Raw genomic sequence first — 24,752 nt, forward strand, 5'->3', positions numbered from 1 at the left:
TGTCTGACCAATCCGACACATTTTTTAGGATTTGTCATAAAGCATGCAAAAGTACAAGAAAAATTACCAGTAATCGTTATTCTATAAAGCTGTAGCTGTTCATTTTTATTGGAAATTACTGACGTTTTGAGCCGTTTCGTCCCCCGCATTATCGCAATTTGTTTACTCTTGCTGCTGGCAGGCGGTATAGCTAGCGCACAGTCCTCTTTTAAACAGCAAGCGGCAAATCCTTTTGATAACGACAGTGACGGTCTTCCTGACTTAGGAATGGCTGCGGAAAATCATGACGGTGAAAAACATTTTGCTGAAATTGTGAAAGATTTTGGTGAAACCAGTATGACTGATAAAGGTCAGGACACTGGCGAGCAGGCGAGAGCTTTTGCGTTGGGAAAAGTCCGCGATGCGCTTAGCCAGCAGGTCAATCAGCACGTGGAATCCTGGCTATCGCCGTGGGGGAACGCCAGTGTCGACGTCAAAGTGGATAACGAAGGACATTTTACAGGTAGCCGGGGGAGCTGGTTTGTACCGCTACAGGATAACGAACGTTATCTTACATGGAGCCAGATTGGGCTCACTCAGCAGGATGATGGTCTGGTCAGTAACCTTGGCGCAGGCCAACGCTGGGCGCGTGGCAACTGGCTGGTGGGATATAACACTTTTTATGACAACTTGCTGGATCAAAATCTCCAGCGAGCAGGTTTCGGTGCCGAAGCGTGGGGGGAATATTTGCGGTTGTCAGCAAACTATTATCAGCCTTTTGCCTCCTGGCGTGAACAGACCGCCACGCTCGAGCAACGAATGGCGCGTGGTTACGACTTGACGGCCCGGATGCGGATGCCGTTTTACCAGCATATCAACACCAGCGTTAGCCTCGAACAATATTTTGGTCAGAGTGTTGATTTGTTTAACACCGGCACGGGTTATCACAATCCCGTCGCCTTGAGTCTTGGACTAAATTACACACCTGTCCCACTCGTTACAGTAACCGCCCTGCATAAACAGGGGGAAAGTGGAGAAAGGCAAAATAACCTCGGACTGAATATTAACTACCGTTTTGGCGTGCCGCTCAACAAACAGCTTTCTGCTGGCGAAGTTGCTGAAAGCCAGTCGCTACGCGGCAGTCGCTATGACAATCCGCAGCGAAATAATCTGCCGACTATTGAGTATCGGCAACGTAAAACCTTAACGGTGTTTCTGGCGACGCCGCCCTGGGATCTTAAACCTGGTGAAACCGTGCCACTGAAATTACAAATTCGCAGTCATTACGGTATTCGGCAATTGATCTGGCAGGGAGATACGCAGATGTTAAGTCTGACATCGGGAGCGACAGCCAATAGTGCGGATGGCTGGACGTTGATCATGCCGGACTGGCAAAGTGGGGAAGGGGCGAGCAATCAATGGCGATTGTCGGTAGTGGTGGAGGATAACCAGGGGCAGCGTGTCTCTTCCAATGAGATCACGCTAACGCTTGCCGAACCTTTCGACGCAATGTCGAACGACGAACCGATCTGGGAACCGTAATCAGAAAATACGTTCCTGATGCACCCATACCGCAGCTTCTACACGAGATTTGAGCTTCATTTTTTTCAGCATGTGTTTCACATGCACTTTAACCGTGCTTTCAGTGATGTCCAGGCGACGGGCAATCATCTTATTCGGTAAGCCCTGGGCTATTAGTTTTAGAATGTCGCGTTCACGTGGTGTTAACTGGTTAACATCACGCTCAGTCGTAGCGCGGTTAGCGCGCAGGCTGGCGGCCAGAACAGGGGTCAACGCTTCGCTTAAGACCATTTCGCCAGCGGCAGCCTGATGTAATGCTTTCAGTAAATCTTCTGGCTCCATATCTTTTAACAGATAGCCATCTGCACCGCGTTTCAATGCGGTTACCACGTCCTCTTCATGGTTAGAGACGCTGAACACCACAATACGGCCGGAGAGGGACTTTTCGCGCAGTTTATCCAGCGTTTCCAGACCGTTCATGCCGGGCATATTGAGATCTAACAGGATCAGATCGGGATCAAGAGACTCCGCCAGTTCAATACCCTGTTCGCCATTACTCGCTTCGCCAACCACGGTGATATCTGGTGCCATACTAATAAGCTGTTTTACGCCAGTTCGCAGCATCGGGTGATCGTCAATCAGCAGGATAGTAGCCGGTTCCTGATTACTCATGGGTATCTCCTTGGACGTCTGTGAAAGTTTTTTCGGGAATAAAGGTGACCACCACTTCGGTGCCACCTGATTCACGACGGCGGACGCGGCAATCGCCTCGTAAACTTTGCGCACGGTCGCGCATTATTATCATGCCGTAGTGATTGCTGCGGATGGCATTTTCAGGCACGCCGCAGCCATTATCCTGAACGGTCAGTTTTACCTGATTATCGTTTTGCGCCACCGTAACCACCACCTCACTTGCTTGCGAATGTTTGAGGGCGTTACTTAATGCCTCACGGGCAATTTGCAACAGATGGATTGCCTGATGTGAAGGCACCAGACGTGGCGGCAATTGGTAATTCAGCTTCACCGGGAAGCCAAATTTGGCGCTGTACTCTTCGCAGCTCGCCTCCAGTGCGGGACGTAATCCTGGTTCGGTGAGCTGTAAACGAAATGTGGTGAGTAACTCACGCAACTGCGCCCAGGACGCATTCAGTTCGTTACGGATCTGGCTTAACAGTTCGCGGCTGCTTTCTGGCAGCGCGTCGCCTTGCATCTGTAAACAACTTACCTGCATTTTCATGCAAGAGAGCGATTGAGCAATAGAATCATGCAGTTCGCGCGCAATGGTGGCACGCTCTTCCATCACGATCAACTGCTGCTGGCGCTCCTGATGGCGATCCAACGCCAGCGTGGCGGTGAGTTGTTCAACCAGGGTATCCACCAGTTGTTGTTGATCATGGCTAAGATGACGCCCCTGCGGCAGGGTAGCCAGCAAAATACCATACTGCATATGAGAATCCGCTAACCGCCATTTCAACGTAGTGCCGCGATCGCCAACGGGTAAAACGCCGCGTGGGCAGAGATGGCAGCCTTTATCATCACAAGTCATATCTGGCTGACAGGTGAACTCCTGATGGTTCTCTTCATCTTCCGTGTCATATACCCGTAGTTCGATATCACGCAACAGGGTTAAATTTTGTAGACCGTTAAGCACAGGCGACAGGCGTTCACACAGCGGAGCGCGGGAATGCAAACGGCGGTTGGCCTGCCACAAAAAAGAGAGAATCTGATTTTTATGCTCCAGTCCGGCAGTTTTCTCCTGTACCCGCTGCTCAAGCACGGCATAACTTTCCGCCAGTTCAGCAGACATATTGTTCAGTGCAGTCCCCAACATCGCCATCTCGTTTCGTCCGCTGATATTCGCTCTCTTACTAAAATCGCGATGACTGACAGCGCTGGCCATTGCCAGTAATTGTCGCCACGGTTGAAGCAAACGCGCTCGCAGCCAGATAATGGTAAACACCAGTAAAAGCGCCATAAAGACCGCCATTACCCGGTGGACCAGCACAACTGTCTCAATACGCGTTTCGGTGGTGCGATCGAAACCAGAAACCAGCTTATCAAGCCCGGCAACAAACTGGCTGACGTCTGCCGACACCGTTTCGCGGTTTTGTGCACGCAACAGCGCAGGAATCAATTCATTGCGCCAGTAATCCTGTAGCCCCTGTAATTGCGCCAGTTGCCCGTCTCGTTCTGCCGCACGAGTTAACTCGGTGCTAAATGCCGTTTGTTCCATCTCTTTGATTAAGGGCTTGTCATTCTCGCTTAATGGCACAGCCGCCAGCAGACGGTAACTTTGCATGCGCAGCGATCCCGCTTTGTTGATCGCATGGGCGCTGCCCTGAACGCCTTGCACCAGCCAGCCAGAAACTGCCATCCCCGCCAGTCCAATGGCGGTAGAAAGCAAAACAATCAGCGCAACCTGATTAACCAGGGTGAGCGGAGAGAGACAACGTTTAAGCATATAAACCTCTTCCTTCAGGCTTTGAATGAGCAATAACCTTAATGAATGTGACGATACATTCTGGAATGGCAGTATTCTCGGCTATTGGCTGAAGTATACCCATACCCGGAAAGAGTTACTCCTTATTTGCCGTGTGGTTAGTCGCTTTACGTCAGTAAGGGTAGGGATTTTACAGTGTCGTGAAAAATCTCAAAATTTTTATGAAATCTCTGTACTCACTATGGGTAATGATAAATATCAATGATAGATAAAGTTATATTGTCGTTTGATTTACATCAAATTGCCTTTGGCTACAGACACTAAGGTGGCAGACATCGAAACGAGTATCAGAGGTGTCTATGAGTCACTCATCCGCCCCCGAAAGGGCTACTGGAGCAGTCATTACAGATTGGCGACCGGAAGATCCTGCGTTCTGGCAACAACGCGGTCAACGCATCGCCAGCCGTAACCTGTGGATTTCCGTTCCCTGCCTGCTTCTGGCGTTTTGCGTATGGATGTTATTCAGTGCCGTTGCGGTGAACCTACCGAAAGTCGGCTTTAATTTTACGACCGATCAGCTATTTATGCTGACTGCGCTACCTTCAGTTTCTGGCGCATTATTACGTGTTCCATACTCCTTTATGGTTCCAATCTTCGGTGGTCGTCGCTGGACGGCATTCAGCACCGGTATTCTGATTATTCCTTGCGTCTGGCTGGGTTTTGCCGTGCAGGATACCTCCACGCCTTATAGCGTCTTCATCATCATCTCTCTGCTGTGCGGCTTTGCTGGCGCGAACTTCGCCTCCAGTATGGCAAACATCAGCTTCTTCTTTCCGAAGCAGAAGCAGGGTGGCGCGCTGGGCCTGAATGGTGGTCTGGGCAACATGGGTGTCAGCGTCATGCAGCTGGTTGCTCCGCTGGTGGTATCACTGTCAATTTTTGCTGCATTTGGTAGCCAGGGTGTAACACAGCCTGATGGCACCGAGCTGTATCTGGCGAACGCGTCCTGGGTATGGGTGCCGTTCCTCGCCATCTTCACCATCGCGGCATGGTTTGGCATGAACGACCTTGCTACCTCGAAAGCCTCCATCAAGGAGCAGTTACCGGTACTCAAACGTGGGCATCTGTGGATTATGAGCCTGCTGTATCTGGCAACCTTCGGCTCCTTCATCGGTTTCTCTGCGGGCTTTGCCATGTTGTCAAAAACGCAGTTCCCGGACGTGCAGATTCTGCACTACGCCTTCTTTGGACCGTTTATTGGCGCACTGGCGCGTTCTGCTGGTGGTGCATTGTCTGACCGTCTTGGCGGTACCCGTGTCACGCTGGTGAACTTCGTGCTGATGGCGATTTTCAGTGGCTTGCTGTTCCTCACCTTACCGACTGACGGGCAGGGCGGAAGCTTTATGGCGTTCTTTGCGGTCTTCCTGGCGCTGTTCCTGACCGCAGGGCTGGGTAGCGGTTCTACCTTCCAGATGATCTCCGTGATCTTCCGTAAACTGACGATGGATCGTGTGAAAGCAGAAGGCGGTTCTGACGAACGTGCCATGCGTGAAGCGGCAACCGACACTGCGGCGGCACTTGGCTTCATCTCTGCGATTGGCGCTATCGGTGGCTTCTTTATCCCGAAAGCGTTTGGTAGCTCACTGGCATTAACGGGTTCGCCAGTCGGTGCAATGAAAGTATTTTTGATTTTCTATATCGCCTGCGTGGTGATTACCTGGGCGGTATACGGTCGGCATTCTAAAAAATAAATCGTTACTCGTCATACTTCGGGTTACATGTGCTGCGGCTGCGTTCATTCACTCCAGTCACTTACTTTAGTAAGCTCCTGGGATTCATTCACTTGCCGCCTTCCTGTAACTCGAATTATATAGAGTAAAATATTTGATTATCCTTTGCGCGGCGTAATGTCGCGCTTTTTTTATTTGTCATTTAGTTACAACATACTTTGAGGGCGATAATTATTTTCAATTGCGTCAATTAAGCACCATTAATATGTCATCCATGGGGGATACTCCTTAATACCCACCTGTATAAAAATCCGAAGTGTATAAATGTGAGATAGCATAAAAACCATTAATTTACAGTCTGTTAGATATAAATTATTAATTACCCTTAAGGAGTATCTTAGGAATTTACTTTATTTTTCATCCCCACCACTCTTGATCGTTATCAATTCCCACGTTGTTTCAGAGCGTTACCTTGCCTTTAAACATTAGCAATGTCGATTTATCAGAGAGCCGACAGGCTCCCACAGGAGAAAACCGATGAGTAAATTCCTGGACCGGTTTCGCTACTTCAAGCAGAAGGGCGAAACCTTTGCCGATGGGCATGGCCAGCTTCTCAATACCAACCGTGACTGGGAGGATGGATATCGCCAGCGTTGGCAGCATGACAAAATCGTCCGCTCTACCCACGGGGTAAACTGCACCGGCTCCTGTAGCTGGAAAATCTACGTTAAAAACGGTCTGGTGACCTGGGAAACCCAGCAGACTGACTATCCGCGTACCCGTCCGGACCTGCCAAACCATGAACCTCGCGGCTGCCCGCGCGGCGCCAGCTACTCCTGGTATCTCTATAGCGCCAACCGCCTGAAATACCCAATGATGCGCAAACGCCTGATGAAAATGTGGCGTGAAGCGAAGGCGCTGCATAGCGATCCGGTTGAGGCATGGGCTTCTATCATTGAAGACGCCGATAAAGCGAAAAGCTTTAAGCAGGCGCGTGGACGCGGTGGTTTTGTTCGTTCTTCCTGGCAGGAAGTGAACGAACTGATCGCCGCATCTAACGTTTACACCATCAAAAACTACGGCCCGGACCGTGTCGCTGGCTTCTCGCCAATTCCGGCAATGTCGATGGTTTCTTACGCATCGGGTGCGCGCTATCTCTCGCTGATTGGCGGTACTTGCTTGAGCTTCTACGACTGGTACTGCGACCTGCCTCCTGCGTCTCCGCAAACCTGGGGCGAGCAAACTGACGTTCCGGAATCCGCTGACTGGTACAACTCCAGCTACATCATCGCCTGGGGTTCAAACGTGCCGCAGACGCGTACCCCGGATGCTCACTTCTTTACTGAAGTGCGTTACAAAGGCACCAAAACTGTTGCCGTAACGCCTGACTACGCTGAAATCGCCAAATTGTGCGATCTTTGGCTGGCACCGAAACAAGGCACCGATGCGGCAATGGCGCTGGCGATGGGCCACGTAATGCTGCGTGAATTCCACCTCGACAATCCAAGCCAGTATTTCACCGACTATGTGCGTCGCTACACCGACATGCCGATGCTGGTGATGCTGGAAGAGCGCGACGGTTACTACGCTGCGGGTCGTATGCTGCGCGCTGCCGATCTGGTGGATGCGCTGGGCCAGGAAAACAATCCAGAATGGAAAACGGTCGCCTTTAATACCAATGGCGAAATGGTTGCGCCGAACGGTTCTATTGGCTTCCGCTGGGGCGAGAAGGGCAAATGGAATCTTGAACAGCGCGACGGTAAAACCGGCGAAGAAACCGAGCTGCAACTGAGCCTGCTGGGTAGCCAGGATGAGATCGCTGAAGTGGGCTTCCCGTATTTTGGCGGCGACGGCACGGAACACTTCAACAAAGTGGAGCTGGAAAACATTCTGCTGCACAAACTGCCGGTAAAACGCCTGCAATTGGCCGACGGTAGCACCGCTCTGGTGACCACCGTTTATGATCTGACGCTGGCAAACTACGGTCTGGAACGCGGCCTGAACGACGTTAACTGCGCAACCAGCTACGACGATGTGAAAGCTTACACTCCGGCATGGGCCGAGCAGATCACTGGCGTTTCTCGCAGCCAGATTATCCGTATTGCCCGTGAATTTGCTGATAACGCTGACAAGACGCACGGTCGTTCGATGATTATCGTCGGTGCGGGTCTGAACCACTGGTATCACCTCGATATGAACTACCGTGGTCTGATCAACATGCTGATTTTCTGCGGCTGTATTGGTCAGAGCGGCGGCGGCTGGGCGCACTACGTAGGTCAGGAAAAACTGCGTCCGCAAACTGGCTGGCAGCCGCTGGCGTTTGCCCTTGACTGGCAGCGTCCGGCGCGTCACATGAACAGCACCTCTTACTTCTATAACCACTCCAGCCAGTGGCGTTATGAAACCGTGACTGCGGAAGAGCTGCTGTCGCCGATGGCGGATAAATCCCGCTACACCGGACATCTGATCGACTTCAACGTTCGTGCGGAACGCATGGGCTGGCTGCCGTCTGCACCGCAGTTAGGCACTAACCCGCTGACTATCGCTCGCGAAGCAGAAAAAGCCGGGATGAATCCGGTGGATTACACCGTGAAATCCCTGAAAGACGGTTCCATCCGTTTTGCTGCGGAACAACCGGAAAACGGCAAAAACCACCCGCGTAACCTGTTCATCTGGCGTTCTAACCTGCTCGGTTCTTCCGGTAAAGGTCATGAGTTTATGCTCAAGTATCTGCTGGGGACAGAACACGGTATCCAGGGCAAAGACCTGGGGCAACAGGGCGGCGTGAAGCCGGAAGAAGTGGACTGGCAGGACAACGGTCTGGAAGGCAAGCTGGATCTGGTGGTGACGCTGGATTTCCGTCTGTCGAGCACCTGTCTCTATTCCGACATCATTTTGCCGACGGCGACCTGGTACGAAAAAGACGACATGAATACTTCGGATATGCATCCGTTTATTCACCCGCTGTCTGCGGCGGTCGATCCGGCCTGGGAAGCGAAAAGTGACTGGGAAATCTACAAAGCCATCGCCAAGAAATTCTCCGAAGTGTGCGTTGGTCATCTGGGTAAAGAAACCGACATCGTCACGCTGCCGATCCAGCACGACTCTGCCGCTGAACTGGCGCAGCCGCTGGATGTGAAAGACTGGAAAAAAGGCGAATGCGACCTGATCCCCGGTAAAACCGCACCGCACATTATGGTCGTAGAGCGCGATTATCCGGCAACTTACGAACGCTTTACCTCTATCGGCCCGCTGATGGAGAAAATCGGTAACGGTGGTAAAGGGATTGCCTGGAACACCCAGAGCGAGATGGATCTGCTGCGTAAGCTCAACTACACCAAAGCGGAAGGTCCGGCGAAAGGCCAGCCGATGCTGAACACCGCCATTGATGCGGCAGAGATGATCCTGACGCTGGCACCGGAAACCAACGGTCAGGTAGCCGTGAAAGCCTGGGCTGCCCTGAGCGAATTTACCGGTCGTGACCATACGCATCTGGCGCTGAATAAAGAAGACGAGAAGATCCGCTTCCGCGATATTCAGGCACAACCGCGCAAAATTATCTCCAGCCCGACCTGGTCTGGTCTGGAAGATGAACACGTTTCTTACAACGCCGGTTACACCAACGTTCACGAGCTGATCCCGTGGCGCACGCTCTCTGGTCGTCAGCAGCTTTATCAGGATCATCAGTGGATGCGTGATTTCGGTGAAAGCCTGCTGGTTTATCGTCCGCCGATTGACACCCGTTCGGTGAAAGAAGTGATGGGCCAGAAATCCAACGGTAATCCGGAAAAAGCGCTCAACTTCCTGACGCCGCACCAGAAGTGGGGGATCCACTCCACCTATAGCGACAACCTGCTGATGCTGACTTTAGGTCGCGGTGGTCCGGTGGTCTGGCTGAGTGAAGCCGATGCCAAAGATCTGGGTATCGCCGATAACGACTGGATTGAAGTCTTCAACAGCAACGGTGCACTGACTGCCCGTGCGGTTGTCAGCCAGCGTGTTCCGGCAGGGATGACCATGATGTACCACGCGCAGGAACGTATCGTTAACCTGCCTGGTTCGGAAATTACCCAACAGCGTGGTGGTATCCATAACTCGGTCACCCGTATCACGCCGAAACCGACGCATATGATCGGCGGCTATGCCCATCTGGCATACGGCTTTAACTACTACGGCACTGTAGGTTCTAACCGCGATGAGTTTGTTGTAGTGCGTAAGATGAAGAACATTGACTGGTTAGATGGCGAAGGCAATGACCAGGTACAGGAGAGCGTAAAATGAAAATTCGTTCACAAGTCGGCATGGTGCTGAATCTCGATAAGTGCATCGGCTGCCACACCTGTTCAGTTACCTGTAAAAACGTCTGGACCAGCCGCGAAGGCGTGGAATACGCGTGGTTCAACAACGTTGAAACCAAGCCGGGCCAGGGCTTCCCGACTGACTGGGAAAACCAGGAAAAATACAAAGGCGGCTGGATCCGTAAAATCAACGGCAAACTGCAACCGCGCATGGGTAACCGCGCCATGCTGTTGGGTAAAATCTTCGCTAACCCGCATCTGCCGGGGATCGACGATTATTACGAGCCGTTTGATTTTGACTATCAGAACCTACATACCGCGCCGGAAGGCAGCAAATCGCAGCCGATTGCCCGTCCGCGTTCGCTGATTACCGGCGAACGGATGGCGAAAATCGAAAAAGGGCCGAACTGGGAAGATGACCTGGGCGGTGAGTTTGACAAGCTGGCGAAAGACAAGAACTTCGACAACATCCAGAAGGCGATGTATAGCCAGTTCGAAAACACCTTCATGATGTATTTGCCGCGCCTGTGCGAACACTGCCTGAACCCGGCATGTGTGGCGACCTGCCCGAGCGGTGCGATTTACAAGCGTGAAGAAGATGGCATCGTCCTGATTGACCAGGACAAATGCCGTGGCTGGCGTATGTGCATCACCGGATGTCCATACAAAAAAATCTACTTCAACTGGAAGAGCGGTAAGTCTGAGAAGTGCATCTTCTGCTATCCGCGTATTGAAGCCGGTCAGCCGACGGTGTGTTCAGAAACCTGTGTCGGTCGTATCCGTTATCTCGGCGTGCTGCTGTACGATGCGGACGCCATTGAACGTGCGGCCAGCACCGAGAACGAAAAAGATCTCTACCAGCGTCAGCTGGACGTGTTCCTCGATCCGAACGATCCGAAGGTCATCGAGCAGGCGATTAAAGATGGTATCCCGCTGAGCGTTATTGAAGCTGCGCAGCAGTCGCCGGTTTATAAAATGGCGATGGAATGGAAACTGGCGCTGCCGCTGCATCCGGAATATCGCACCTTGCCGATGGTCTGGTACGTGCCGCCTCTGTCTCCGATTCAGTCTGCGGCAGACGCTGGCGAGTTGGGCAGCAACGGCATTTTGCCAGACGTCGAAAGCCTGCGTATCCCGGTACAGTATCTGGCGAACCTGCTGACCGCAGGCGACACCCAACCGGTACTGCGTGCGCTGAAACGCATGCTGGCGATGCGTCATTACAAACGTGCTGAAACCGTTGACGGTAAAGTTGATACCCGTGCGCTGGAAGAGGTCGGTCTGACCGAAGCCCAGGCGCAGGAAATGTATCGTTATCTGGCGATTGCTAACTACGAAGATCGCTTTGTGGTACCAAGCAGCCATCGTGAACTGGCACGGGAAGCCTTCCCGGAGAAAAATGGCTGCGGCTTTACCTTTGGTGACGGCTGCCACGGTTCAGATACCAAATTCAATCTGTTCAACAGCCGTCGTATCGATGCCATCGATGTGACCAGCAAAACGGAGCCGCATCCATGATCGAACTCGTGATTGTATCGCGTCTCCTTGAATATCCGGATGCTGCCTTATGGCAGCATCAACAGGAGATGTTCGAGGCGATTGCCGCGTCGGAAAATTTGTCGAAAGAAGATGCCCATGCGCTGGGCATTTTCCTGCGCGATTTAACGGCGCTGGATCTGCTGGATGCCCAGGCGCAGTACAGCGAACTGTTCGACCGTGGTCGCGCCACGTCACTGTTGCTATTCGAACATGTTCACGGTGAATCCCGCGATCGTGGTCAGGCAATGGTTGACCTGTTGGCGCAGTACGAGCAGCACGGCTTGCAGTTAAACAGCCGCGAATTGCCGGACCATCTGCCGCTGTATCTGGAATATCTGGCGCAGCTGCCGCAAAGCGAAGCCGTGGAAGGTTTGAAAGATATCGCGCCGATTCTGGCATTGCTGAGCGCGCGTCTGCAACAGCGTGAAAGCCGTTATGCAGTGCTGTTTGATCTGCTGCTGAAACTGGCGAATACCGCTATCGACAGTGACAAAGTGGCGGAAAAAATTGCCGACGAAGCGCGCGACGATACGCCGCAGGCGCTGGATGCCGTCTGGGAAGAAGAGCAGGTTAAGTTCTTTGCAGACAAAGGCTGCGGTGATTCGGCAATCACTGCCCATCAGCGTCGCTTTGCCGGTGCCGTCGCGCCGCAATATCTGAATATCACCACCGGAGGACAGCACTAATGCAATTCCTGAATATGTTCTTCTTTGACATCTACCCGTACATTGCCGGGGCGGTCTTCCTGATTGGTAGTTGGCTGCGCTATGACTACGGGCAGTACACCTGGCGCGCGGCATCCAGCCAGATGCTGGACCGTAAAGGAATGAACCTGGCGTCGAACCTGTTCCATATCGGCATTCTGGGGATTTTCGTCGGCCACTTCTTCGGTATGCTGACGCCGCACTGGATGTATGAAGCGTGGTTGCCGATCGAAGTGAAACAAAAAATGGCGATGTTTGCTGGTGGTGCCAGCGGCGTGCTGTGCCTGATTGGCGGCGTGCTGTTGCTGAAGCGCCGCCTGTTCAGCCCACGCGTGCGTGCAACCACTACCGGAGCGGATATCCTGATCCTGTCGCTGCTCGTTATCCAGTGTGCGCTGGGTTTGCTGACCATTCCATTCTCTGCCCAGCATATGGACGGTAGCGAGATGATGAGACTGGTTGGCTGGGCGCAGTCGGTAGTGACCTTCCACGGTGGCGCTTCTCAACACCTTGATGGTGTCGCGTTTATCTTCCGTCTGCACCTGGTGCTGGGGATGACGTTATTCCTGCTGTTCCCGTTCTCGCGTCTGGTGCACATCTGGAGCGTACCGGTGGAGTATCTGACACGTAAGTATCAGCTGGTGCGCGCTCGCCACTAAGCACGACATAGTGCCTGATGCGCTGCGCTTATCAGGCCTACAGAGTCGTACAATTCATTGATATTACGTGATATGTATGCCGGATAAGGCGTTCACGCCGCATCCGGCATAACGTAACGCACGTTGTCAGCCTGCTGAAATCATCAGTTACACATTGTCGATATTTCAGATTGTAGAGAAACGAACCTCATCTATATGATTGGCCCACCTATGGAGCAGTGAAGGAGCACTGACCGTGGATCAACCTAATCACTCGACGATTTCTGCGGCATTAAAAATAATCGCCACGGGGATCGCCTTACCACCTGATAAAATTACCTCTCAACAACTGGATGTTCAGTTAAATAAACCTGCGGGCTACGTTGAGCGACGTTCCGGCATTTGCTGGCGCTATTTTGCCAGCAACGACGCCAGCCAGGCCGAACTGGCGGCAGAAGCGTTGCATAATGCGTTAGCATCGGCTGCCTTAAAACCTTCTGATATTGATCTGTTAATTTGTGCGTCAGCCATTGCCGTACAGGCATTACCCTGTAGCGCAATTCATATTCTTAAAGCCGCTGCTATGCCCGCAGGCGTTGCCGGATTTGATATCAACAGTAGCTGTGTCAGCTTTATTTCCGCTCTGGAAGTTGCTGCCGGATTATTAAACTGTGGAGCATATCGGCGCATTGCTATCGTCTCGGCAGATATTGCTTCACGCGGCATCGACTGGAATCATGAAGAGTCGTCACTCATTTTTGGTGATGGCGCGGCGTGCGCGATTGTTGAGCGGGGCGATGGTCGCAGCGGGATTATCGCCAGCCTGATCGAAATGTATCCCGAAGGCAGCGAGCTGTGTGAAATTCGTGCGGGCGGCACGCGGCGTAATCCTCGTTCTGGTGTGAGTGACAGCGACTTTCTTTTTCATATGCAGGGGAAACCGCTGTTTCGTTTTGCCTCTTCACTTATTGAAGATTATTTTTCGCGCTTACTGCAAAAAAGCGACCTGCAACTGGCTGATATCGTTACGGTCGTTCCGCATCAGGCTAGTCATCTTTCCCTTGAACATATGCGTAAACGGCTGCGAGTGCCGGAATCTGCGCTTATTGATGTCTACCGCTTCTACGGCAATCAGGTTGCTGCGTCTATACCCACAGCGCTGCATGAAGCGGTAATTAGCGGTCGTTTTACTGCGGATAAACCTGCGCTGTTGATTGGCACGGCGGCGGGGTTAACGCTGGCTGGCATGGTGCTTTTACCGTGAAGCTCCTCGTAACAGGGGCGACCAGCGGCCTCGGGCGAAATGCCGTGCAATATTTGTTGCAATCGGGTGTATCGGTTGTAGCAACAGGGCGAAATCGTGAGATTGGCAAAGTTCTCGCAAGCGCAGGTGCACAGTTTGTGGCTCTCGATTTAACCGAGGCAACTGAGGATGACTGCGCCCGGTTGATGGAAGGCTGCGATGCCGTCTGGCACTGTGCGGCAAAGTCTTCGCCCTGGGGCGACAAAACGGCGTTCTGGCTTGCCAATGTCAAAGCGACCCACACCCTGGCACAGGCGGCAGGCAGGCTGAACATTCCCCGGTTTATCCATATCTCCACGCCTGCAGTTTACTTTGATTTTCAACATCACTATGACCTGCCAGAAAATTATCTTGCGCGAACATTTTCCAGCCATTATGCCAGCAGTAAATATGCCGCTGAGCAGGCTATTGCCGGGGCAGTAGCGCAATATCCTGCCACGAGGTTTATTCTTTTGCGTCCCCGTGGTTTGTTTGGTCCTCATGATCAGGTGATTGTTCCCCGCCTGATGCAGCAGTTGCAACAGGGGGGCGGCAGCTTACGTTTGCCGCGCGGGGGTGAAGCGTTATTGGATCTCACTTTCGTGCAAAACGTGGTGTATGCCATGCAGCTGGCAACGCAAGTTGAAGGATTACGCTCAGGCAGTATTTACAACATCAGCAATCATCAGCCGCAGAAATTATCTGTAATGCTTGATGCCTTGCTGCGCCAGCAATTGGGATTGAGCTACCAAATTACTACCGTTCCCTGGCCATTGCTTTCTCTGGTCGCGCGCGGCCTGGAGCTGTACGGGAAATGCGTTAATCAGGAACCTGTTATCACACGTTACAGCGCCGGAACACTCTGTTTTGATATGACGCTGAGTGCGCAAAAGGCCATTACAGAGTTGGGATATCACCCGCGCTTTTCGATGGAGCAAGGTATTGCAATCACGGGACAATGGTTGCGGGAACATGGGCTGAGGGAACATGGCAAAAATAACCGCATTTGAAACGGGCTGGTGTACCCATATTGGCTGTATTGCGCTAAAAGGGGCTGGGCTTAAAGTGTGTAAATTCCCCGCCCGCGCCTGGCTGCTGGAAGCGGGCGAGAAACGCTGGCTGTGGGACACCGGTTATTCATCGTGGTTCGAACACTACACGCAATCCGGCGTATTTCGTCTTTATCGCCAGGTCACGCCGGTTTATTTCGATCCACAACAGGCGCTGGTGCGACAACTTTCCGCGCACGGACTGGCGGCAAAAGATGTTGATGCGATTATTCTGTCGCATTTTCACGCCGATCATATTGCTGGTCTGCGCGATTTTCCTGATGTCGCCTGCATCTGTTCCGGTGAAGGTTGGCAGCAGGTAAGAACGCTGCGTGGCATAGCCGCACTGCGTCAGGCCTTTGTACCAGGGTTGATCCCGGAGAATTTTGAATCCTCACTGCGTTTTATTGAAAGTTTCGCATCGGTGAATACGCCTCCTGAACTGGCACCGTTTGAGAGTGGCTATTTGCTGCCAGAAAGCAATGGCGAAATTATCCTCGTGCCGCTTCCCGGACATGCTGGCGGACATATCGGTGCGTTTGTGCAAACAGACGATGGCTGGACTTTACTGGCTGGGGATGCGGCATGGGCACCAGCTAACTATCAGGAGCTGCGAGGGCCTTCACCACTGGCGCATCTGGTTATGTCCGACAGCCGCGCCTACTACCGCACGCTTGGGCAATTACATCAGCTTTGGCAAAACGGCGCAGTGGACATTCGGTTGTGCCACGAGGGGGATTTATGATCCCGTTGGCTTTACTCTGGCGCTACTTTCGTACCCGCAGGCTGTATTTCACCGATCGCCAGGCGCTGGAATACTGGCAGGCAAAAAGGCTGCATTCGTTCCGGCAAAATGTCTTATCTAAAAGCCCGTGGTTTCAGCGTTATCTGGCGTTGCCGTTTAACCAGTGGCCGTTGATGGACAAAGCATTAATGATGACGCATTTCGATGAGATGAATACCGCGGGTTTAAAGCGCGACGAGCTTCTCGCCTGTGCAATGCGCAGTGAGCAGAGTCGTGATTTCAAACCCAGCGTGGGCAAGTTTAGCGTCGGGCTTTCATCAGGTACATCGGGGCGTCGTGGACTTTTCGTGGTTAGCCCGCACGAGCAACAGATTTGGGCCGCCGGTGTGCTGGCAAAAGTGTTGCCCGACGGTTTATTTGCCAGAGAGCGGGTGGCACTGTTTTTGCGCGCGGACAACAACCTCTATCAAAGCGTGAATAACCGCTGGTTAAGTCTCGACTTTTACGATCTGCTGGCGCCATTTCAGGCGCAACTCAAACAACTGGAACAGCGAGCGCCCACGATTATTGTCGCGCCAGCTCAGGTATTACGCGCACTGGCGCTGGCGGTGATTGCCGGAGAGCTAATGCTAAAGGTCAAAAAAGTGATTTCGGTGGCGGAAGTTCTGGAGCCGCAGGATCGGGAATTACTGCGAAGCGTGTTCAACAATGTGGGCGAAATCTATCAGGCGACAGAAGGCTTTCTCGCCTCTACCTGCCGGTGTGGCACGTTACATCTCAACGAAGAATTTGTTCACATTGAACCGCAATGGCTGGATGAGCACCGTTTCGTGCCGATCGTCACAGACTTTACCCGCACCACGCAGCCGGTGGTGCGTTATCGACTTGATGATGTGCTGGTGGCAAGCGAACAGCCATGCCCTTGTGGCAGTGCGACAATGGCGATTGCGCGTATCGAAGGGCGGCAGGACGATCAACTGCAACTGCCGACAAGATCTGGCGATATTCAGACCGTATTTGCCGATGCATGTAGTCGGGTGCTGGCGATGACGCTGCCGTTAACTGCTGATTATCGCCTGCTACAAACCGGGCCAGCACAATTGACGTTAATAGCCGATTGTGAGCAGCGGATGCTGGAGCATTGCCGGGAAGCGTTGAATGCCTTGTTTATGCGCCAGAATATCGCAGTGGAGCAATTAATATGGTCATTGGAATCGCAAACTGTGCCAGTTTCTTTTACAGCCAAGCGGCGGCGAATTGTGCGTGAGTGGGGGCGGGAATGAGCAATTTACTGCTACGCCTGAAACAGATGCTGCTGGGCTGGGGAACCGTTGGGGTTATCTACAATTTTAGCGACTCCCTGCAAGGTGAAGGGTATCAATTAACGCCGTCAGTAATTGATAATTTAATTGCGTTTTCACCCTCCGCCGTGTGGCTGTATCTCTCGTTTTTTCTAATTGTGCCGTTAGGTTATTTATCCACGCCACTTTGCCACCTGCGCTGGCTTGTCCGCGCAATGCAACTTTCGGCGCTGGTGGCAGGCGTGTTTTATCTACTCTGGCCCACAACCATGCAATATCCCGCGTTTGCTCAGTCGGGGATATCTGCGGGGGCTCTAAATGGGCTGATCGCCATTGACTCAAGTCAGAACTGTTTTCCCTCCTTACACGCCGCGCTCACGCTGTTGGCGGTATGGGCAATTGCCAAAAAGGGGAGCCGTTGGCTAACACTAATGAGCGTGGTTTGGGCGATAGCTATCGCCTTTTCGATTCTGCAATTACGCAGACATTTATTTATCGATTTAGTAGGCGGCGCGTTGCTGGCGTCGATTTGCGGTTGGATATGCGCAACATGCGAGAAAAGGAAGACGCAATATGAGTGATTTACTGTTTCCCATCATATCGATGGTGCTGTTGGTGTTAGCCGAAGCGGGTGTGTTGCAATTCACCGGGCGGCAAAAAGTGGACTGGCTGGACGTTATTTTTAATATCAACTCCGGTCATATGATGCTGTGGTTATTTCGCTGCCTGGAAGTGCTCTGCTATGGCCTGCTGGTCAATCACTTCAGCCTTGGACTGTTTGATAATGCGCCGGTGATCCTGCTGTGGCTGTTTACTATCCTTGCGTGGGATTTCGGCTTTTACTGGCTGCATCGCTGGCATCACGAAATGCGCCCGCTGTGGGCGGTACATGTGGTGCATCATCAGGGTGAACACTACAACCTGTCATTAGGCGTGCGGAACTCGTGGTATTCCTCGTTAACCTCAATCCCGTTTTTTATGCTGCTGGCGATGCTTGGTGTGCCATTGCAGGTCTTTTTGGCGGTTTCTATTATTCACTATGGTTGGCAATTTTTTAACCATAACGCGCTAACGCCGAAACTGGGTTGGCTGGAAAAAGTGCTGATCACGCCTTCGCATCATCGCGTCCATCATCTGAATGAAAAGCAATATGCCGATACCAATTACGGTGGCACCTTTTTGTTGTGGGATAAACTTTTCGGTTCCTGGAGTGCTGGGCCGGATCATGACGTAGGCTACGGCGTAAAAAATAGTCGCTTGTCCTGTAACCCGATGCGCGAGAGTAACCTGCCATTTTTACGCTTAATGGGCTTTCGCTCATTTGGCAAAGCGATTGAACGTCGTTACCAAAGTTCCGCGTGGGCAGTGGGGGCAGGGGTGATTCTGCTGTTTATGCTGGTGCTTGGTTACATCCAGCAATATGGCTATGGCATCGAGTTTATTACCAGTGAGCAAGCCGTATTATTTGTTCTGCTGGTGGCAGGCTCCATTGCGCTGGGGGGCATGAGCGACGGGCAGCGTTGGGGTATGATTTTGTGGTGCTCTGTGACGTTGTCACTGCTCTATTTTATTCTTTATATGTGTTCATGGAGCACTCTGCTCTGGAAGGGATTAGCGGGCATTTTGCTGGCCCATTGCGTGTTATTCCTAATCGGTGTAGGACGTAAGTCGCTAAGGAAACACTATGAACCTGTTTAAGCCCGACAGGTTAATCATTTTTCCTGCTGATGATCCGCAACTGGTGAAACAGTTGCAGAATGGCACGAAATCGTACCTCGCAAAAGCAGGCGATCATCGTTATGCCGACGGCTGGGCATTCACCAAAATGGCGGCACTGATTATTGCCTGTCTGTGCTGTTATGCACTGGCGTTGTCTCAAAGCCAGTGGGGGCTGTATCTGTTGTGGTATCTGGCGATGATGTTTTGCGCCATGCTGTTAGCGGTCAATGTGGTGCATGACGCGTCGCATGATGCGTTTTTGCGCGGTAAAAAGGCCAATGCGTGGCTTAACCGGTGGGTTGCTTTTCCAATGGGGCTTGATCCGGACTGTTGGCGGGTGCGCCACGTTCGCTTTCATCACGGCTTTACCAATATTGAATTTTACGATCCGGATACTGCAGAAAATGGCATTCTTCGCCAGACTCCGTGGCAGCAGTGGCGACCTTTTATGCGCCAGCAACATCGCTACTGGCCGCTGGTCGCCGCGCTCACCTTTCCCTGGTATATCTGGGTGGTGGACTGGCTCGATCGCGCCGGGTTTACGCCGGTAACACGGCATCTGGCCCTGCGTGGTTTTGCTGGCTGGGGGTATTTCTTAGCCGGGAAACTGGCGCATTGTGCGCTCTGTCTGATACTTCCCTGGCTTTTGTCTGATTTTAGTTTTATGACCATCCTGCTGATTTATCTGCTTAGCCAGCTGCTGGCGTCATTGATCTTTGTGATGTTGATTATCGGAACGCACTGGGCGAAGGGGCATACGCAGTTACCGCCAGAAGAGGGCAAAATGGCCGTGGGCCGGCTGGCGCATACCTTCGCCACTACCTTTGACTGGACGCCGCAACCTGCATGGCTTGGCTACTGGCTGGGCGGAATTAATTTGCATCTTACCCATCATCTTTTTCCTCACTGGCATCATCGCCATTATCCAGCGTTAAGCCGCATTATCGCGCAAATTGCCAGCCAGCAAGGTCTGGATTATCAGTTATTGACGTTAGCCGATTTGCTGAGGCTACAGCAGCAGTTTTTACGGCGAATGGGGGAGGCGCAGATAGATTGAGAAACGAATTAAGAGATGGTGGTGGGGGAAGGATTACTCAGCGCTGCGCGCTTCGCCCTTCGGGTCGTTGCCTGCGGCAACGCTCTCTCGCTGACGCTCGAGTCGAACCTTGGTCGAAGCTTCTCATCCTTCCCCGCATGGGCAGAATATGAAACGATATCGATAAGTTTGAAATGAGTTTTTATCAGGAAGTGATGGTGGTGGGGGAAGGATTACTCAGCGCTGCGCGCTTCGCCCTTCGGGTCGTTGCCTGCGGCAACGCTCTCTCGCTGACGCTCGAGTCGAACCTTAGTCGAAGGTTCTCATCCTTCCCCGTATGGGCAGAATATGAAACGATATCGATAAGCTTGAAATGAGTTTTATCAGGAAGTGATGGTGGTGGAGGAAGGATTACTCAGCGCTGCGCGCTTCGCCCTTCGGGTCGTTGCCTGCGGCAACGCTCTCTCGCTGACGCTCGAGTCGAACCTTAGTCGAAGGTTCTCATCCTTCCCCGCATGGGCAGAATATGAAACGATATCGATAAGTTTGAAATGAGTTTTTATCAGGAAGTGATGGTGGTGGGGGAAGGATTACTCAGCGCTGCACGCTTCGCCCTTCGGGTCGTTGCCTGCGGCAACGCTCTCTCGCTGGCGCTCGAGTCGAACCTTAGTCGAAGCTTCTCGTCCTTCCCCGTATGGGCAGAATATTCAGTTACGGATTCGTGTGGGAATTCAGGGATTATTGAAAGTAATGGTGGTGGGGGAAGGATTCGAACCTTCGAAGTCGATGACGGCAGATTTACAGTCTGCTCCCTTTGGCCGCTCGGGAACCCCACCAGGGGTAATTCATATTGTAGGTAATACTTGAGATGGTGGTGGGGGAAGGATTCGAACCTTCGAAGTCGATGACGGCAGATTTACAGTCTGCTCCCTTTGGCCGCTCGGGAACCCCACCACGGGGTAATGCTTTTTACTGGCCTGCTCCCTCACTGGGAAGCGGGGCGCATCATATCAAATGACACGCCGCTGTAAAGGGTTACGTTGAGAAAAATGAACTGGTTGCGTAATTTTCATCCGTAACGGATTAAAGCCAACCAGTTCTATTTTGCCAGCGATTAAAGAATAATCGTCCGGTTACCGTAAACAAATACACGCTGTGCCAAAACCTGGTAAAGCGCGCGGCTTAATACGTTTTTCTCAACATCACGACCTGCACGCATCATGTCTTCGGCTGTGTAAGTGTGATCCACATGAATGACATCCTGCATGATGATTGGACCTTCATCCAGGTTGTCATTTACATAGTGTGCTGTTGCGCCAATAATCTTCACGCCGCGTTCATAAGCCTGGTGATAGGGGCGTGCGCCAATAAACGCAGGCAAGAACGAATGGTGAATATTGATGATCTTATTCGGGAAGCGCGCGACAAACTCCGGCGTCAGCACGCGCATATATTTCGCCAGCACCACATAATCAGGTTGATGCGCTTCAATGGCATCCGCCATCTTCTGATCGTGCTCGTTGCGGCTTAACCCTTCATGGCTCACCAATTCAAACGGAATATCAAAACGTTCCACCAGAGAACGTAAAGTCTCGTGGTTACCAATAACCGCAGCGATTTCAACATCCAGTCCGCCGTAGTTGGCTTTCATCAGCAGATCGCCCAGGCAATGCGCTTCTTTAGTCACCAGAATGACTATGCGGCGGCGACCTGCGGGATTCAGTTCACGCACTGAACCTTCTGGCAATGCGCTATCGAGATCCGCCAGCAGGGTGGAATCATTAAAAATACCTTCCAGCTCCGTGCGCATAAAAAAGCGCCCGGTACGGTGGTCAACAAATTCATTGTTCTGCACGATATTTAACTCGTGCTTGTAGCAAATATTAGTAATACGCGCGATCAGACCTTTTTGATCCGGGCAAATAGTACGCAGAACTTTACGTTGGAGTGAATGCATTGCTGGAAAAACCTTGTTGAGAGTGTTTGCTAAACCGTACCGTCAACCTTTATTGGCCGCAGCACTTTTTAAATTTTTTACCTGAACCACAAGGGCAGGGATCGTTGCGACCAAACTGCGGACGTGTACCATCAATATAGTACCATTGACCGTTTTCTTTCAAAAATCGCGAACGCTCAATAATCGCCCCGGATTTACCCTTCTCAGTAAAACGAGCGACAAAACTGACATAACCTACGTCGTCACCTTCGTGATATGAACGTTCAAATACGGTCAAACCTAACCATTCGGTATGTGCAAATCCGGCAATTAATTCAGCGCGTAACACCGAGGCGCCACAGGATGGATGCCAGGTTTTAATTAAATAATCTGCGTCGTGCATCACAAAAGCGCAGTAACGCGAACGCATGAGACGTTCGGGATCTGGTGCAACCTTTTCACCAGACACATAAGGGTGGCAACATAGGCTATACTCGACAGCACTACCACAGGGACAAAGCTTAGACACAAATAATCTCCCTGGAAACAATAACGGCGTTTTAACCGCCGGAGTAGCACTATGTTAACCGAGCGGTAGCGATGTGGCTACGGCTGCATTCCAGGGGACGCTTTCAGGAACAATGAGAAAAGTAAAAATAGGGCTGGCGCTGGGATCCGGTGCTGCACGAGGATGGTCGCATATTGGCGTCATTAACGCGCTTAAAAAAATGGGCATTGAAATTGATATCGTCGCAGGATGTTCAATTGGTTCGCTGGTAGGCGCAGCCTATGCCTGTGGTCGATTATCTGCGCTGGAAGAGTGGGTTACCTCTTTTAGCTATTGGGATGTTTTACGACTGATGGACCTCTCCTGGCAGCGCGGTGGACTGCTGCGCGGTGAGCGTGTGTTCAATCGATATCGTGAAATAATGCCAGAAACAGAAATCGAGAATTGTTCACGCCGCTTCGCTGCAGTCGCCACCAATCTAAGCACAGGGCGTGAATTATGGTTTACCGAAGGTGATCTCCATCTCGCTATTCGTGCATCCTGCAGTATTCCGGGCTTGATGGCACCGGTCGCGCATAACGGCTACTGGCTTGTTGATGGCGCAGTCGTTAATCCCATTCCTATCTCTCTTACTCGTGCGTTGGGCGCAGATATCGTAATTGCGGTTGATCTCCAGCACGACGCTCACTTAATGCAGCAAGATCTTCTTTCATTTAATGTCGGTGCTGAAAATGGCGAGAGTGAAGATGATCTCCCCTGGCATGCGCGGCTGAAAGAGCGGCTAAGTAGTATTACTGCGCGTCGAGGCGTCACGGCACCGACAGCAACAGAGATTATGACTACCTCTATTCAGGTATTGGAAAACCGCCTTAAAAGAAACCGTATGGCAGGGGACCCGCCTGATATTCTGATTCAACCCGTTTGCCCACAGATTTCCACGCTCGATTTTCATCGTGCGCAGGCTGCCATTTCGGCAGGACAATTGGCGGTTGAGAAGAAAATGGATGAGCTTTTACCGCTAGTTCGAACTAACGTTTTGACCTGATTTTTTATCTACACTTAAGTTAATTCTGACAGGCACTGATGGCAATAGCATGCCACTATTGAATAAAGCCAGTCAGGGGAGAGAACATGACGCAGCCATTGGTCGGAAAACAGATTCTCATAGTTGAAGATGAGGCGGTATTTCGCTCGCTTCTGGATTCGTGGTTTTCCTCATTGGGAGCGACAACGGTACTGGCGGCTGATGGGGTGGATGCCCTTGAGCTACTGGGAGGTTTCACACCCGATCTAATGATATGTGATATTGCAATGCCGAGAATGAACGGCCTGAAACTATTGGAACATATTCGCAACCGGGGTGACCAAACACCAGTCCTGGTGATTTCCGCTACGGAAAACATGGCAGATATTGCGAAAGCGTTACGTCTGGGCGTGGAAGATGTTTTGCTAAAACCAGTTAAAGATCTCAACCGTCTGCGCGAGATGGTTTTTGCGTGTCTCTATCCCAGCATGTTTAATTCGCGTGTAGAGGAAGAAGAAAGGCTTTTTCGCGACTGGGATGCGATGGTGGATAATCCCACTGCGGCTGCTAAATTATTGCAAGAATTACAACCTCCGGTTCAGCAGGTGATTTCCCATTGCCGGGTTAATTATCGCCAACTGGTGGCCGTTGATAAACCGGGGCTGGTGCTTGATATTGCAGCTCTTTCGGAAAACGATCTGGCTTTTTATTGTCTCGATGTAACTCGCGCCGGACATAATGGTGTCCTTGCCGCCTTGTTATTACGCGCGCTGTTTAATGGGTTATTACAGGAACAGATTGCCCACCAAAATCAGCGTTTGCCAGAGTTGGGAGCGTTATTGAAGCAGGTAAATCATTTACTGCGGCAGGCCAATCTGCCTGGTCAGTTCCCGCTATTAGTCGGCTATTATCATCGTGAATTAAAAAATCTCATTTTGGTTTCCGCTGGCCTGAATGCAACGTTAAATGCTGGTGAACACCAGATTCAAATCAGTAATGGCGTTCCGTTAGGAACATTAGGCAACGCCTATTTGAATCAATTGAGCCAGCGATGTGATGCCTGGCAATGTCAAATTTGGGGAACAGGTGGAAGACTGCGCTTGATGTTGTCTGCGGAATGAGCAAACGATTATATGGGATAAAATTGCATTACGCGCTGGTGTCGGCTGGTGGTACTATCGTCGCCATTCGTTTAAGTAATTGTCTTAATTATGTTAACTCGCCTCCTTTTCAGAACCAGGCCTCGCCAGGGTACTGATATACTGGGATGCGACACAGAAATATGAACACGTTCAATACACGA

At 51.7% G+C, this 24,752-nt stretch carries 19 protein-coding genes, 2 tRNA genes and 4 other RNA genes; 15 read left to right on the forward strand and 10 right to left on the reverse strand.

All coding sequences use genetic code 11. The features are described 5' to 3' along the window. The first annotated feature begins 126 nt into the window (after positions 1–126). Positions 127–1,521, forward strand: coding sequence for a YchO/YchP family invasin (locus tag FEK43_RS02805; protein ID WP_130205683.1), 1,395 nt, complete (start codon positions 127–129; stop codon positions 1,519–1,521). On the opposite strand, the gene narL is transcribed toward FEK43_RS02805, so the two are convergent. Then, complete coding sequence (gene narL, locus FEK43_RS02810) at positions 1,522–2,172, reverse strand: two-component system response regulator NarL (protein ID WP_000070491.1); 651 nt, start codon at positions 2,170–2,172, stop codon at positions 1,522–1,524. After that, positions 2,165–3,961, reverse strand: a complete 1,797-nt coding sequence (narX, locus tag FEK43_RS02815; protein WP_130222809.1) for a nitrate/nitrite two-component system sensor histidine kinase NarX — start codon at positions 3,959–3,961, stop codon at positions 2,165–2,167. The genes narL and narX overlap by 8 nt, the downstream gene beginning before the upstream one ends. Positions 3,962–4,299: 338 nt before the next feature. Between narX and narK the strand changes: the two genes are divergently transcribed. The 12 genes from narK (at position 4,300) to FEK43_RS02875 (ending at position 20,002) form a co-directional block, all read left to right on the forward strand. Next, positions 4,300–5,691, forward strand: a complete 1,392-nt coding sequence (gene narK / locus FEK43_RS02820; protein WP_130205687.1) for a nitrate transporter NarK — start codon at positions 4,300–4,302, stop codon at positions 5,689–5,691. Between the two features lie 516 nt (positions 5,692–6,207). Beyond that, entirely contained in the window at positions 6,208–9,951 is a 3,744-nt protein-coding gene (locus FEK43_RS02825; protein WP_130205689.1) for a nitrate reductase subunit alpha, read from the forward strand. Next, entirely contained in the window at positions 9,948–11,486 is a 1,539-nt protein-coding gene (gene narH / locus FEK43_RS02830) for a nitrate reductase subunit beta (protein ID WP_046082940.1), read from the forward strand. The genes FEK43_RS02825 and narH overlap by 4 nt, the downstream gene beginning before the upstream one ends. Beyond that, entirely contained in the window at positions 11,483–12,193 is a 711-nt protein-coding gene (gene narJ / locus FEK43_RS02835; protein ID WP_135406448.1) for a nitrate reductase molybdenum cofactor assembly chaperone, read from the forward strand. The genes narH and narJ overlap by 4 nt, the downstream gene beginning before the upstream one ends. Then, the gene (gene narI / locus FEK43_RS02840; protein WP_135406451.1) at positions 12,193–12,870 is read left to right on the forward strand and encodes a respiratory nitrate reductase subunit gamma; all 678 of its coding nucleotides are present in this window, start codon (positions 12,193–12,195) and stop codon (positions 12,868–12,870) included. The genes narJ and narI overlap by 1 nt, the downstream gene beginning before the upstream one ends. 235 nt (positions 12,871–13,105) lie before the next feature. After that, complete coding sequence (locus FEK43_RS02845; RefSeq protein ID WP_135406453.1) at positions 13,106–14,113, forward strand: 3-oxoacyl-[acyl-carrier-protein] synthase III C-terminal domain-containing protein; 1,008 nt, start codon at positions 13,106–13,108, stop codon at positions 14,111–14,113. Further along, positions 14,110–15,141 carry an NAD(P)-dependent oxidoreductase gene (locus FEK43_RS02850; RefSeq protein WP_135406456.1) on the forward strand — a complete coding sequence of 344 codons (1,032 nt, stop codon included), beginning with the start codon at positions 14,110–14,112 and terminating at the stop codon, positions 15,139–15,141. Before FEK43_RS02845 ends, FEK43_RS02850 begins: the two co-directional genes overlap by 4 nt. Beyond that, positions 15,119–15,925: an MBL fold metallo-hydrolase gene (locus FEK43_RS02855; protein ID WP_135406459.1), complete on the forward strand. Its 807-nt coding sequence runs from the start codon at positions 15,119–15,121 to the stop codon at positions 15,923–15,925. The genes FEK43_RS02850 and FEK43_RS02855 overlap by 23 nt, the downstream gene beginning before the upstream one ends. Beyond that, positions 15,922–17,208 carry a F390 synthetase-related protein gene (locus FEK43_RS02860; RefSeq protein ID WP_135406461.1) on the forward strand — a complete coding sequence of 429 codons (1,287 nt, stop codon included), beginning with the start codon at positions 15,922–15,924 and terminating at the stop codon, positions 17,206–17,208. The genes FEK43_RS02855 and FEK43_RS02860 overlap by 4 nt, the downstream gene beginning before the upstream one ends. Beyond that, positions 17,205–17,807, forward strand: a complete 603-nt coding sequence (locus FEK43_RS02865) for a phosphatase PAP2 family protein (protein WP_130259712.1) — start codon at positions 17,205–17,207, stop codon at positions 17,805–17,807. Before FEK43_RS02860 ends, FEK43_RS02865 begins: the two co-directional genes overlap by 4 nt. Next, the gene (locus FEK43_RS02870) at positions 17,800–18,924 is read left to right on the forward strand and encodes a sterol desaturase family protein (protein ID WP_138158421.1); all 1,125 of its coding nucleotides are present in this window, start codon (positions 17,800–17,802) and stop codon (positions 18,922–18,924) included. The genes FEK43_RS02865 and FEK43_RS02870 overlap by 8 nt, the downstream gene beginning before the upstream one ends. After that, positions 18,911–20,002 carry an acyl-CoA desaturase gene (locus FEK43_RS02875; RefSeq protein ID WP_135406464.1) on the forward strand — a complete coding sequence of 364 codons (1,092 nt, stop codon included), beginning with the start codon at positions 18,911–18,913 and terminating at the stop codon, positions 20,000–20,002. Before FEK43_RS02870 ends, FEK43_RS02875 begins: the two co-directional genes overlap by 14 nt. A gap of 16 nt (positions 20,003–20,018) precedes the next feature. Here FEK43_RS02875 and FEK43_RS02880 read toward each other — a convergent pair. The 8 genes from FEK43_RS02880 to FEK43_RS02915 all read right to left on the reverse strand — a co-directional run bounded on the left by FEK43_RS02880 (position 20,019) and on the right by FEK43_RS02915 (position 22,446). Then, a non-coding RNA gene (locus FEK43_RS02880) (RtT sRNA) lies at positions 20,019–20,150 on the reverse strand. A gap of 47 nt (positions 20,151–20,197) precedes the next feature. Then, positions 20,198–20,329, reverse strand: a non-coding RNA gene (locus tag FEK43_RS02885) — RtT sRNA. Between the two features lie 46 nt (positions 20,330–20,375). Then, positions 20,376–20,507, reverse strand: a non-coding RNA gene (locus FEK43_RS02890) — RtT sRNA. 47 nt (positions 20,508–20,554) lie between these two features. Continuing rightward, positions 20,555–20,686, reverse strand: a non-coding RNA gene (locus FEK43_RS02895) — RtT sRNA. Between the two features lie 46 nt (positions 20,687–20,732). Beyond that, positions 20,733–20,817 (reverse strand) — tRNA-Tyr (locus FEK43_RS02900). A gap of 33 nt (positions 20,818–20,850) precedes the next feature. Next, positions 20,851–20,935: transfer RNA gene (locus FEK43_RS02905), tRNA-Tyr, on the reverse strand. Between the two features lie 160 nt (positions 20,936–21,095). Beyond that, entirely contained in the window at positions 21,096–21,938 is an 843-nt protein-coding gene (gene purU / locus FEK43_RS02910) for a formyltetrahydrofolate deformylase (RefSeq protein WP_130208904.1), read from the reverse strand. A 49-nt stretch (positions 21,939–21,987) separates the two neighbouring features. Further along, complete coding sequence (locus FEK43_RS02915; protein WP_130208902.1) at positions 21,988–22,446, reverse strand: YchJ family protein; 459 nt, start codon at positions 22,444–22,446, stop codon at positions 21,988–21,990. Between the two features lie 112 nt (positions 22,447–22,558). Here FEK43_RS02915 and rssA point away from each other — a divergent pair, with 112 nt between their 5' ends. Together rssA and rssB are read left to right on the forward strand one after the other, a co-directional pair. Further along, a complete protein-coding gene (rssA, locus tag FEK43_RS02920; RefSeq protein WP_130208900.1) occupies positions 22,559–23,470 on the forward strand; it encodes a patatin-like phospholipase RssA in 912 nt (303 codons plus the stop codon). Positions 23,471–23,556: 86 nt separating this feature from the next. After that, positions 23,557–24,570 (forward strand): two-component system response regulator RssB, encoded by a 1,014-nt coding sequence (rssB, locus tag FEK43_RS02925; RefSeq protein ID WP_130216020.1) that lies wholly within the window; start codon positions 23,557–23,559, stop codon positions 24,568–24,570. Positions 24,571–24,752: the final 182 nt, after the last annotated feature.

Origin of the sequence: Escherichia sp. E2562, assembly GCF_005781075.1 — a bacterium.
GTDB lineage: Bacteria > Pseudomonadota > Gammaproteobacteria > Enterobacterales > Enterobacteriaceae > Escherichia.

Bases quoted from the DNA above. Each gene is read 5' to 3' on its own strand.
- narL (WP_000070491.1), bottom strand. From the start codon at position 2,172: ATGAGTAATCAGGAACCGGCTACTATCCTGCTGATTGACGATCACCCG.
- narX (WP_130222809.1), bottom strand. From the start codon at position 3,961: ATGCTTAAACGTTGTCTCTCTCCGCTCACCCTGGTTAATCAGGTTGCG.
- narK (WP_130205687.1), top strand. From the start codon at position 4,300: ATGAGTCACTCATCCGCCCCCGAAAGGGCTACTGGAGCAGTCATTACA.
- FEK43_RS02825 (WP_130205689.1), top strand. From the start codon at position 6,208: ATGAGTAAATTCCTGGACCGGTTTCGCTACTTCAAGCAGAAGGGCGAA.
- narH (WP_046082940.1), top strand. From the start codon at position 9,948: ATGAAAATTCGTTCACAAGTCGGCATGGTGCTGAATCTCGATAAGTGC.
- narJ (WP_135406448.1), top strand. From the start codon at position 11,483: ATGATCGAACTCGTGATTGTATCGCGTCTCCTTGAATATCCGGATGCT.
- narI (WP_135406451.1), top strand. From the start codon at position 12,193: ATGCAATTCCTGAATATGTTCTTCTTTGACATCTACCCGTACATTGCC.
- FEK43_RS02855 (WP_135406459.1), top strand. From the start codon at position 15,119: ATGGCAAAAATAACCGCATTTGAAACGGGCTGGTGTACCCATATTGGC.
- FEK43_RS02860 (WP_135406461.1), top strand. From the start codon at position 15,922: ATGATCCCGTTGGCTTTACTCTGGCGCTACTTTCGTACCCGCAGGCTG.
- FEK43_RS02865 (WP_130259712.1), top strand. From the start codon at position 17,205: ATGAGCAATTTACTGCTACGCCTGAAACAGATGCTGCTGGGCTGGGGA.
- FEK43_RS02870 (WP_138158421.1), top strand. From the start codon at position 17,800: ATGAGTGATTTACTGTTTCCCATCATATCGATGGTGCTGTTGGTGTTA.
- FEK43_RS02875 (WP_135406464.1), top strand. From the start codon at position 18,911: ATGAACCTGTTTAAGCCCGACAGGTTAATCATTTTTCCTGCTGATGAT.
- purU (WP_130208904.1), bottom strand. From the start codon at position 21,938: ATGCATTCACTCCAACGTAAAGTTCTGCGTACTATTTGCCCGGATCAA.
- rssA (WP_130208900.1), top strand. From the start codon at position 22,559: ATGAGAAAAGTAAAAATAGGGCTGGCGCTGGGATCCGGTGCTGCACGA.
- rssB (WP_130216020.1), top strand. From the start codon at position 23,557: ATGACGCAGCCATTGGTCGGAAAACAGATTCTCATAGTTGAAGATGAG.